Here is an 11,222-nt window from a genome sequence, read left to right on the forward strand (position 1 = left end):
ATCATTCGAGACCGTTGACAAACCCGGTTTTCCTTTTCCAGTTGAACGACTTATTGCTCGTTTTTAAGCAACGGGAGTGAAACGGAAAAGGAAAACCGGCATATAACGGAAACTTTGTCAACAAGCTGAAATGATTATTTTTAATCATTCAAGAAAAAACATCCCAAACCATTTTACAAATGGAGAGGGATGTTATTTTTCATTAGATTTCCGGATTATTCCCGCTAAACGGATGCAGAAGTCGCTTGAAATTCGGGAGCTTTTTCTCCTTGTTCTTTCCAAAGGTTACGGTATAATTCACATTCTTTTAGCAGGATCTCATGTGTACCGATTCCTTGGATTTTACCTTGATCTAATACAATGATTTGGTCTGCATCCATAATGGTAGATAATCGATGGGCGATGATGAGCTGTGTGATACCATTTTTCTTAAACGTTTCATTGAGTTTACGCTCCGTGATTGAGTCTAAATGGCTTGTAGCTTCATCTAAAATGAGTAAAGAAGGTTGAGTCGCAAGCGCACGGGCGATGGATAATCGTTGTCTTTGTCCACCCGAGAGATTTTGTCCGTTTTCCCCAATAATGGTATGATATCCGAGCGGCATTTTCTTAATCTCTTCATCCAAAGCGGCGAGTTGCGCGCCGGCTTGCACTTGTTGGATCGGCAATTCTTCAAAAAAGGCGATGTTTTTTTCGATGGACTCGTTAAAGAGAAATGTTTCCTGAAGAACCACTCCTACTTGGGATCGTAAATGATGGAGGTCAATTTCATTGATCTCGTGTTCTCCAAAACGGATATGCCCTGCAACCGGTTTATACAATCCCAGTAATAATTTGACAATCGAGCTTTTACCACTTCCTGTGGGGCCCACCAAAGCGACTTTCTCACCAGGATAGATGGTAAAGGAGACTTTCTCCAGGATGGGTTGGTCCTTTTGATAGGCAAAGCTGACATCTTCAAATGTAATGGGGACTTTTCCTAAGGTAACTTTATCTTTGGCTTTTGATTCCTCTTTATCGATTTCGGGTCGGGTAATGAGTGCATCTTGTAGTCGTTCAAATACGCTAAATAAGATTTGGAACGATTGAGCATAAGTAATAATCGAGTTGATGGGGGCTAAAAACGCCATGGCAAGCGAATTGAAGGTAATGAGTCCCCCTAAAGTCATGTTTCCTTTTGAAATCTCATGCATTCCGAATAACAAGAGAATGAGCGGTGTCGCCAAAGTGAGACTGCTTACAATACTATTTAATAATCCGCTTCGCAGGAATCGAAGTGAGAAGTATTTCATTTGATCAGAGTACATATTTAACCAGTTAACAAGAATTTTATCTTCTTTGTGCGTGGATTTCACTAATAGGATGCTACGCAAGGCTTCCGTTAGATAACTTTGCGAAGTGGCTTGCATAGCTAATTCTTGTTGCGAATAATGGCGGATGATGCGTAGAAACAGAACCATCAGCATCACTTGAATGGCTCCAACGATAAAGGTCACTCCGCTTAAAAATGGAGATTGTACGAGCATGGCAAAAAAGTAAATGAGGATTAAGGTCATATCCAAGACGACGGCAACCCCTGTTGTAGAAAGAATCTCTCTAATCATGGAGACGTTATTCATTCGAGTGGCCAAATCCCCTGTATTTCTTTGCTCAAAGAATCGAAGCGGAAGTTGTAATAAGTGCTCGAGGTAGTCTTTGGATATTGCTGAACTAATGTACCGTTGCAGCTGAACGAAAAGAATGCTTCGTATATAGGAAAAAAGAAAGAATGTGATGAGCAATCCAGCAATGATCAAAAAAAGATTTTGATAGATGGAAGAGTTGGTTTTATTGACATACTGATCAATGATATACCCCATTAAAAAAGGAACGGAGATCGCAATCAGCTGAACCAAAAACGATAAGAAAAACATAAAAAAGGTTAAACCCGACTTTAAAAAAGCATAACGCAACAACTTTTTTGCACTACTCTGGATGTGTTCGACTTGTTTTAACTGATCCGTGGGAGAAAAAGTAAAAACCACCTGGCTAAAGTGTGCGTCTAATTCCTCTAGTGTTATTTTTTTTCTTCCCATAGCAGGATCAACAATCCATGCGTATTGCTGATTGATCTTCTCTAACACCACATAATGATTTTGATCCCAGTACAGGATGACGGGGAGAGTGACCTGGAATAAAGCTGAGGAAGAATTCACCCGATATGCTTTACAGATATAACCATAGTTTTCTGCTACATTTTTTAATATTTTCGCATTCACTCCATTACGATGGGTTTGGCATTCTTCGCTTAAAATATAAAGAGGTACATGATGTTGATAATAAGCGAAAATCATGGCCAGACAAGCTGGACCACATTCTGCTTGACTCATTTGCCTAATGACGGGCACGCGTTTGGGGATGATTTTACGTAACAAACTCATGGCTACCTCCACTAAATCAACAAATGGTCATTGCTTTATGAACCATGGCAATGACCATCTTTTGGTATCTGAGTAGGTTTACAAAGAATCTATTGGAATGAGTGAAAAAGGGTTCTACTTGATCTGAACCTTGTTGTCTTGTCAACCTTCAGTAGCTTTTTATTCTTTCATATGGGTTGCGGGTTGTAAACGGATTAATGATGGAACAGTGTCTGGGCCATATAGTTTTAATAGACCGAGGCCGATTCCAGACAGACCAGTCATCGCACCATAGGTTTCAACATTTTTATATACACCACATCTGACAATCTCTTGTTTGATTTCGTTCAGCACCACTTGACCAGCAGCTTTAGCCAGTTGAAGCCATTTTTCATCTTGAAGGATTTCGCTTGCAAATAAGAGAATATCGATATTTCCCAGATCACCATGACAAAGCGAATGATCTCTGCCAAATCCTTCATGGATGAGAGTTTCTAAACCAGCTTCAATTTCTTGATCAATGAAATCATCGTGATAACCGGCTTGTTTTAATAATAAGCGAGACAAGACGACACCAGGCGCTCCATGACACCAGGCACAAGGAAGTTGCTCCAAGTCATCTGGGTTTTGAATAACCCAATTTTTTCTTTCTTTTCTATATAAACTTCTCTCGTAGAGCAATCCTTGTTGAACAGCTTGGATGAAGCGCTCATCTTGAGTCAATGTATATAATTCAGCGAGTGGCCAGATGATTCCAGCGACTCCATGAGCAAACCCAGGGAGAGGCTGATTGGAATAGATTTTCCAACCAATCCCTTGTTGTTGTGGTTCCGCCTTCTGTAAGAGATGTTCGCATAAACGCTTGGCAGCATCGAAATAAATCTCTTGTTTGGTCCGTTTAAATAGATTGATACAGATCATTGCTGCTCCAGCCGAACCATCAATGATATCGAAGTTACGGTCGGAGGAGATAAAGGAAAGATATTTAGGCATAATGGACTCGATCTCTTGTAATAATGAAGGTTGATCAAGAAGATTGGATAGATGTTCATAAAGATAGAGGTAAGATGAAATCCCACTAAAAGCTCCGATGGATCGGCTTTCTGCTTCATGGATTTCTTGGATCGATTTTTTGATCGGAATAAGGGTCATTTCTACTATTTTTTTATATTTTTCTTCTTTTGTTATTCGATATAAATAGCTATAGAAGAGTGCAATCCCACTTAAACCATCATACAAATCTAAGCCGATTGGACCCGTTCTCCACTTCGTTTCATCCAATCCGGCTAATTGGATTCCAATCCAGGAAATGTCTGTTTTGCCGTCATTTTTACCATAGATGGCTTTGGTGATAATGTAATCGGCCATTTTTTTCGCTTGTGCTAAGAGTTCCTCTCGATCCAACTCTGCAGGGGCTTGATCGAGCTGTAGTACAAAAGCACCTTGTCCTTTTTTGGTTCGTTCCGGACCCAATGCCAACATTGATAGCTTAATAATTTGTAATTGTTTCTCATAATCTTCTTGGCACAGGTTCTCGATTTTCCGGATCACTTTCTCTATACAGCTTTCTCTATAGTAATGAGGAATGCATTGATCACGGCTATCCCAAAGATGAGGTTCGGAAGGCTTCATTGTGAAATAAGGAATATCACCTTCTAACATATCCTCTTTCTCCGAGGGAATGACGGCTTTTAGTTCCGGGAAAGCTTCTACATCTAACCATAATTTCCCAAGTAGCATTTCACGATCTAATCCGTCTTGGAGATAATCCGGATGATAGCTGATGTGAAGTAAGCTACTATATCGATGCGTAGGGCGGATCAATTGCCTTACTTTGATGTCAGAGAAGAGGAGAACCTGTTTTTTTAGTTCCTCTTTGTTTTGGGAAAGTAATTGATAGCCTTGTTCGAAGCCAATGATAATTTGGTCATAATACTTAATAAGTTCAATCCTCTCTCCATTGAGTGTAGGAGAGTTGTGGCTGGCTTCAATCGTTTTATAATCTCGAACAACTTGCATTTGATCGGTTTGGTTTCCTTGGACTAAAGCTATTTTTTTCGGATAGATTTGGTTTTCTTCATTTCCGATCCCAGCGATGTTTATTCCAAATCCTTCGGCATCATTGTAAAACGAAATGGCAGGCAATAGATTCGTTGCTAAAACGGACTGATTCAACATTTTTAAGCAAACATCATAAGCGGTGGCTTCGATATTGGTTGGGAAAGAATATTGGTTAAATAAGGTTTCCAAATCGACCAATACAGGATGTTCGCCATGAGCGATGAGATTTTCATTGTGGAAATCGATTGCATTGATGGCGTAGAGCAAAGCTAACTGCTGGCCAATTCGCTGATAAAAGCGTTCGATTTCTTCTTCAGAAGAGCATCCTCTATATTCAATGAATTCGGTCCAACCGTACTCTCCGCAGTCCATTACTTTCATGATATATAAAGGAAGTCCATCCTGTTTTAAATCATTGTACCATTTCAACAGTTGTTGAAATTGGACATCTACTTTTAATGGTCTCGGCTTGTAAACGATTTTCAAGCCATTACTAAAGGTTAAAATGGCAACGTGCTTTCCACCTTTATGGGCATCGGAGATTCCTGTGTTGAGATGCGTTAGTGTCCCTAAATCTTCGCCGTTACAGAAGTGGTTGGCAATAGCTTCTCGATCAGTTAAGAGACGAGAATATAAGTCTGCGCAATTTTCTACCCATTGGATTACTTGCTGGCACAGTAATCGCAACATCACCGGATATTGGTTATAAAGATCCTGAACATAGGAGGGTTGTGTCAGGAGTCGATTGCAGAAATATGTATATCTTTCTTGTGGAGTGTCTCCTTCCAACATACCCGTTACTCTGGCGATATTTAATTGTAGGATTAAGGTACGATGACAAATTTTGATTAAGCTCTCGCCAAGGTTCTTGATCAGTTCAAAATAAACCTTCTCTGTAAAAAGAGGAGGTTGACCTTGATGGTCCATTCGACCGATCTTTTCTTCCAGCTGATTGACCCCGATTGATAAAAAAGGAACAATGAAATTAAAAAACATAATGGGTTCAGACGGAGATAATTCAACGATTTTCTTAATCAAAGTCGGTAAATTTGGTTTTTTATAGAAGCCTTCCAGCTCATTCGCCACAGAAAACCATTTCTCTGGCGCAGTTGTATCAAAGTGCTCATCTGACATGAACTGATACAATTTCTCTTCATTCAAGTTATGTAGTTGGAGATGTTCGTTGAATAATTTTTCACTGTCTGCAAACCCGTTTTTCCAATAATGGATACGTTTTTGTAAATATTCATCATTTTTTAGTTGTTGTAGTTGATCAGGACGTATCTCCTTAGCGATTCGCTCTTTAATAAAAAAGGACTTTTTTCGTTGTTCGATGTTGATCATGTTATCACCCGATTCGTAAACTGTAAGCCATTTCAAAACCAAAAGTAGATCAAGACCCGCTGCTTGTTTTAAGTAATAAAAATAGTCATGCCTTTGTTCTGGGTGTTGCATCAGCTTTTTTAACATTATCTCATATCTAACTATTATTTTAAATTAGAAGAAGATAGCCTTCCAGCTATCTTCTTCTGTTTTATGTTGGAGATTACCAGCAGCTCCAGTTCCAACAGGACCAAGATGGGCAAGCAGCGCAGTCTTTGGTCCAGGAGCAAACTTCTCCGCAGCCAGCACCAGCGATATTGGTTAATTCAGCGTCGGAAAGCTCGGCGAAAACATCACCAGCTGGGTTCACCGGCATAGCAGCTTTTTCTTCAGCGGATAAAGAAGCACGATATACAGGATCTACCCAGGATTTAACAACTTTGCTCATATTGATAACCTCCAATATTTAAATATGATTCAAGATTATTAAGTGTCCGATTCATTACCAGCAGCTCCAATTCCAGCAGGACCAAGATGGGCAAGCAGCGCAGTCTTTGGTCCAGGAGCAAACTTCTCCGCAGCCAGCACCAGCGATGTTGGTTAATTCAGCGTCGGAAAGCTCAGCGAAAACGTCACCAGCTGGGTTCACCGGCATAGCAGCTTTCTCTTCAGCAGAAAGAGAAGCGCGGTAAACTGGATCCACCCAGGATTTAACCATTTTGGTCATGCCTTTTCACCTCCTTAATTTGATAAAAGAGAACGAGGGTGACTAAATGAATATACTGTGATATTTTGTAATTCATAATATTCGATATGTCAGCCCTCTAGTAATAGTTTTAGCATAAAGATAGTTTAGATTTCAATACTAATTTTATTAAATAATAAAAATTAATTTTTTTTTAAAAGGGGATTACTTTTTGTCTATAAATTTATATAATGTAATGTTAAAGAAGGGGAAATGCCTATCGCTATTGGCTCCTTTTGAATAGGATGATACTTCTCCTTTATTGTTTGTTCATATGATAGCACGAACTTAATGTTAATTATATAAAAATAACTAATAATAACTATTAATGAAATGTAATTATTAGGTATAATCATTGTATAATTATTGAAACTTAATTTTGCTTCATCTATAGTATCGAGTAAAAAATAATTTTATATTAAAAGGCAATTAACTTTTATCCATAAATCTCTATAATGGAAGAGGAAATGCCTATCGCTTTTCGGCTCCTTTTAAATAGAATAATAGGCTTTTCCTTTATTGTTTGTTCATATGATAGCACGAAATTATTGTTAATTATATAAAAATACCTAATAATAACTATTAATGAAATGTAATTATTAGGTATAATCATTGTATAATTATTGAAAGTTAATTTTGCTTCATCTATAATCAATCTGTGAAAAAGGAGGTTGTATATATGAGTAAAAATTCAACGTTGTATCCTCCTGCCATCTATCAACCGAAATTAGTATGGAATGAGCAAGATCCTAAAACGTTAGTTGATATATTAGTGAGAGCAGCTCAGAATCATGCTCAAAAAGGAATAACTTATTTTCTTTCGGATGGAACCGAAATTTTCCAAAGTTATTCGGATTTATATAAAGAAGCAAGATCCATATTAAGTGGACTTCAGCAGTTAGGCTTAGGACCCTCTCATGCTGTCATTTTGTTAATTCATGATGTAAGAAAGTATGTCTCTGCTTTTTGGGCTTGTATATTAGGAGGAATCACTCCGATTCCTTTAAAAGAGCCAAGCGAGTTTCATAAACAAAATGCAGACGTTTTAAAACTATGGAATACTTGGGAATTATTTAATCGACCTCTCATTCTGACCCAAGTAGAGATGAAAGAAGAAGTGGAACAATTAAAGAAGTTTTGGAATGTGGATGAAACCTCTTTTACTCTGGCGACTGTGGATGATTTACGCCAGTATCCGCCAACGAATGCGATCTATAAGGGAAGCGAAAAGGATGTTGCTGTATATCTACTCACTTCGGGAACGACAGGAAAGCCAAAAGTCGCGAAATTCTCACATAAAAATATTTGTGCCAATATTATTGCTTCCGTTCAAATGAATCAGTTTACATCAGAGGAAGTCATTTTGAACTGGATGCCGCTATACCATGGGGCAGGGTTGTATAGTCATCATGTTTTAGGTGTGTATTTGGGTTGTACACAGGTACTGACTCATGTGGAAACATTTATTTCGGACCCGACAAAATGGTTGGTTTGGATCGACCGGTATCGTGTGAGTTTGACTTGGGCTCCGAATTTTACTTTTGTCTTATTAAATGAACGAGCGAAGGAATTAAAGGATCAAAAGTGGGACTTATCTTGTGTGAAGCGGATTTTTGGGGGAGGACAACTGATTCCACCTGCAGTGGTGCAGCAGTTTTTTGAGTGGACTCGTCATTATGGGTTATCCGAGGATTGTTTTTGCCCCCAATATGGGATGACAGAAGCATGTGGATCAATTACTTACGGGAACGGTCAAATGCTTTGGAATTATCTTGATAAGCATTCGCTCTCGGGTGAGATTCTTCATGTGGAGGCTGATCATCCTGGCGCAATCGCTTTTACGAACTTAGGGCAAACCCTTCCTGGTTTACATATTCGGATCGTCGATGAGCAGGATCAGCTTCTGCGGGAAAATGAGGTGGGTCGTATTCAAATTAAAGGGCCTATGGTCATTGAAGGTTACTATCAAAATCCTGAAGCCAACCAACATGCATTTACCGAAGATGGCTGGTTTAATACAGGCGATCTTGGTTTCTTACATAATGAAACGTTAACGATTACGGGTCGTGAGAAAGATCTGATTATCATTCATGCGGAAAACTATTATAACTATGAAATCGAGTCAATTGTGGAGGGCGTCTTTGGTATTGAACCGACTTACGTTGCTGCCGGGGCCGTATCGAGCACGGAGGATGGTAATGATGCTCTCGTGATTTTCTTCGCACCGATGGATCAAGATCTTAATTTTATCCGTTATGTCATCCAAGACATTCAAAATCAAATTACACGATTCATTGGGAATCGTCCGAAGTATGTGGTACCCGTGCCAAAAGAGCAGTTCCCCAAAACGGTGACAGGGAAGGTTCAGCGTCTCCGCTTAGTCCGTGATTTTGAAGCTGGAAAATTTGACTCGATCTTGCAGCAACTTGATCAATCACCTGCCTCCACGTTCGATGAAGAACAAAAGGAAATCATTCATGTTACCCTTACTTCTCGCTCTTCCATTTCAAGTGCCGAACTTTACCTTCAACTAAGAGACTTCATCCAAGGCCAATTAGGCATGCAATTTGCTATTCATCGTCATCTTCCATTTCACTATGTAAATAAAGAAGAGAATTCGGATGTTGATCATCCGATTTATCCCGCTTTGCAAAAGATTTGGGGCGCCATATTAAATCAGGAAGAAATCAATGTGGATGATAACTTTTTCCAATTGGGCGGGGACTCAATTAAAGCAATCCAATTGATCAGTATGATCAATCAACGTTTCCATTGCCGTCTTCAGATCGGTGATTTGTATACATCCCCCACAATCCGGAAACTGGGTGAGAAGATTCCTGTTCAACCCCAGGAGCAGGATGAGAGGGAATGGAAGACCGAGAGCGAGAAGCGGATGGAAATAGAAACACTGAAAAAAGGAATTTTGGAAGGATCATCCTTCCCTGTTGAACGAAGTTCTCAAGTAGAAGATCTTTATCCAATGAGCGATATTCAGCAAGGCATGGTGTATTATTCAGCGAAAAGCACCGAAGATGCTCTGTATCTGGATCAAATGATTTATAGGCTAAATGATGATTCGTTTGATTTTACCTTACTTCAAAAAGCACTGGCCTTGCTTGTCTCAAAACATGAAATGTTAAGAACGAGCTTGCATATAGATGACTTTAGCGAACCTGTGCAAATCGTTTGGAAAGATGTTTCCGTTTCTATTAAAGAAGTAGATTTATCCAATCAGCCGGAAGCAGAACAGAAGAAACAGATTCAGACTTGTTTAGCGGAAGATCGTAGAAATCCTTTTGATGTGAAAATAGCTCCTTTATGGAGAATGACGGTTTTCCGTCTCAATGCACAACAAGTAGCGTTAGCTTGGACAGTTCACCATGCCATTATGGATGGGTGGAGTGCCGCCTCCTTTATAACGGAGTTAGTCGAGGTCTATTTTCAATTAAAAGAAGATCGTCTGGTTGTTGTTGAGCCATTAAAGACTAATTACAAAGCGTTCGTGATCGAGCAATTGACGCTATCTGAACAAAGCAAGATGGCCGATTTCTGGAAGCAAGAGTTGCGGGATTATAAGCGCTTGCAACTGCCGAAGGAACAACGGGTGACAGGTGAAGGGGTTACAGTGGTGAAGCAATTGGATTCCCATTTGCTTCAGGAATTAAAGCGAGTGGCACAAGTGAATCAAACTTCTCTAAAAACCCTTTGTTTGGCGGCTTATCTCTCAACAATGTACATGATTTCGTACGAGAATGACTTGACAGTAGGATTGGTCGAAAGTGTTCGTCCAACAAGTGAAGATGCAGACAAGATGGTGGGCTGTTTCTTAAATTCTGTTCCATTCCGTATGAAGTTGATCAAGGGAATGACTTGGAGGAAGCTGATTCAAGAAGTCCATCAAAAGCAGGTGCTACTCAAAACCTATGGTCGTTACTCCTTCATGAAGATTGTGGAGGCGATCGGGGAAACCCGTTCTCAGGAAAATCCCATCTTTGATACTTTGTTTAACTATGTAGATTTTCATGTATATAAGGATTTGGATCCTCGCTTGCAATTCTATATGGATGGATATGGTCGGACGAATACCTTATTTGATTTTACTGTATCGACGACATTCGATCAGTTTGAGATTCGCATCGTTTCCGAATTCTCTGAGGCCTTTGTTCACAAACTGTTGGGCTATTACCAACAGGTGTTGCATCATTTGATCTATCATCTAGATCAACCGATCGAAAAAAGCCGGATCATGCCAGAGGATGAACGGGAGAAGTTGCTCGAGGGGTTCCAGCAAAATCAAGCAAATCATGCGATCAATCAAACAATTCAGGCTCTGTTTGAGGAACAAGTGGCGAAAACGCCTGATCAGATCGCAGTGGTATTTAAAGAGGAGTCCCTCACTTATCGTGAACTTAATTCTCGGGCCAACCAATTGGCAAGATACTTGCGTAAACAGGGAGTGGAACGGGAATCGTTTGTCGCGATTCTGATGGATCGCTCCTTGGACATGATTGTCAGCATTCTGGGGGTACTGAAGGCTGGAGGCGCGTATGTGCCGATTGATCCGACTTACCCGGCTGAACGGATTGCCCGCATCTTGGGAGATAGTGAAGCGAAGCACTTGCTCGTACAGCACCAGGAGCAAGCACCTGAAACTTATAAGGGCATTGTCTTGGCCATGAATGCGATCCCCTGGC

5 protein-coding genes are annotated in these 11,222 nt (G+C 39.9%); 1 reads left to right on the plus strand and 4 read right to left on the minus strand.

Translation table 11 applies throughout. From position 1 onward, the window contains the following. Positions 1-224: 224 nt before the first annotated feature. From BMZ78_RS12985 to BMZ78_RS13000, 4 genes are all read right to left on the minus strand, one after another. Entirely contained in the window at positions 225-2,420 is a 2,196-nt protein-coding gene (locus tag BMZ78_RS12985) for a peptidase domain-containing ABC transporter (RefSeq protein WP_093230865.1), read from the minus strand. A gap of 159 nt (positions 2,421-2,579) precedes the next feature. Then, positions 2,580-5,930, minus strand: a complete 3,351-nt coding sequence (locus tag BMZ78_RS12990; protein ID WP_093230866.1) for a type 2 lanthipeptide synthetase LanM family protein — start codon at positions 5,928-5,930, stop codon at positions 2,580-2,582. Positions 5,931-6,006: 76 nt separating this feature from the next. Then, entirely contained in the window at positions 6,007-6,231 is a 225-nt protein-coding gene (locus BMZ78_RS12995; RefSeq protein ID WP_093230867.1) for a mersacidin/lichenicidin family type 2 lantibiotic, read from the minus strand. Positions 6,232-6,285: 54 nt separating this feature from the next. Continuing rightward, positions 6,286-6,510, minus strand: a complete 225-nt coding sequence (locus tag BMZ78_RS13000) for a mersacidin/lichenicidin family type 2 lantibiotic (RefSeq protein WP_093230868.1) — start codon at positions 6,508-6,510, stop codon at positions 6,286-6,288. A gap of 697 nt (positions 6,511-7,207) precedes the next feature. Here BMZ78_RS13000 and BMZ78_RS13005 point away from each other — a divergent pair. Next, positions 7,208-11,222, plus strand: a 4,015-nt coding sequence (locus BMZ78_RS13005; protein WP_139203320.1) for an AMP-binding protein, incomplete at its 3' end; no start/stop codon positions are given.

The organism is Thermoflavimicrobium dichotomicum (assembly GCF_900114055.1).
Classification (GTDB): domain Bacteria; phylum Bacillota; class Bacilli; order Thermoactinomycetales; family Thermoactinomycetaceae; genus Thermoflavimicrobium; species Thermoflavimicrobium dichotomicum.

Bases quoted from the DNA above. Each gene is read 5' to 3' on its own strand.
- BMZ78_RS12985 (WP_093230865.1), bottom strand. From the start codon at position 2,420: ATGAGTTTGTTACGTAAAATCATCCCCAAACGCGTGCCCGTCATTAGG.
- BMZ78_RS12990 (WP_093230866.1), bottom strand. From the start codon at position 5,930: ATGTTAAAAAAGCTGATGCAACACCCAGAACAAAGGCATGACTATTTT.
- BMZ78_RS12995 (WP_093230867.1), bottom strand. From the start codon at position 6,231: ATGAGCAAAGTTGTTAAATCCTGGGTAGATCCTGTATATCGTGCTTCT.
- BMZ78_RS13000 (WP_093230868.1), bottom strand. From the start codon at position 6,510: ATGACCAAAATGGTTAAATCCTGGGTGGATCCAGTTTACCGCGCTTCT.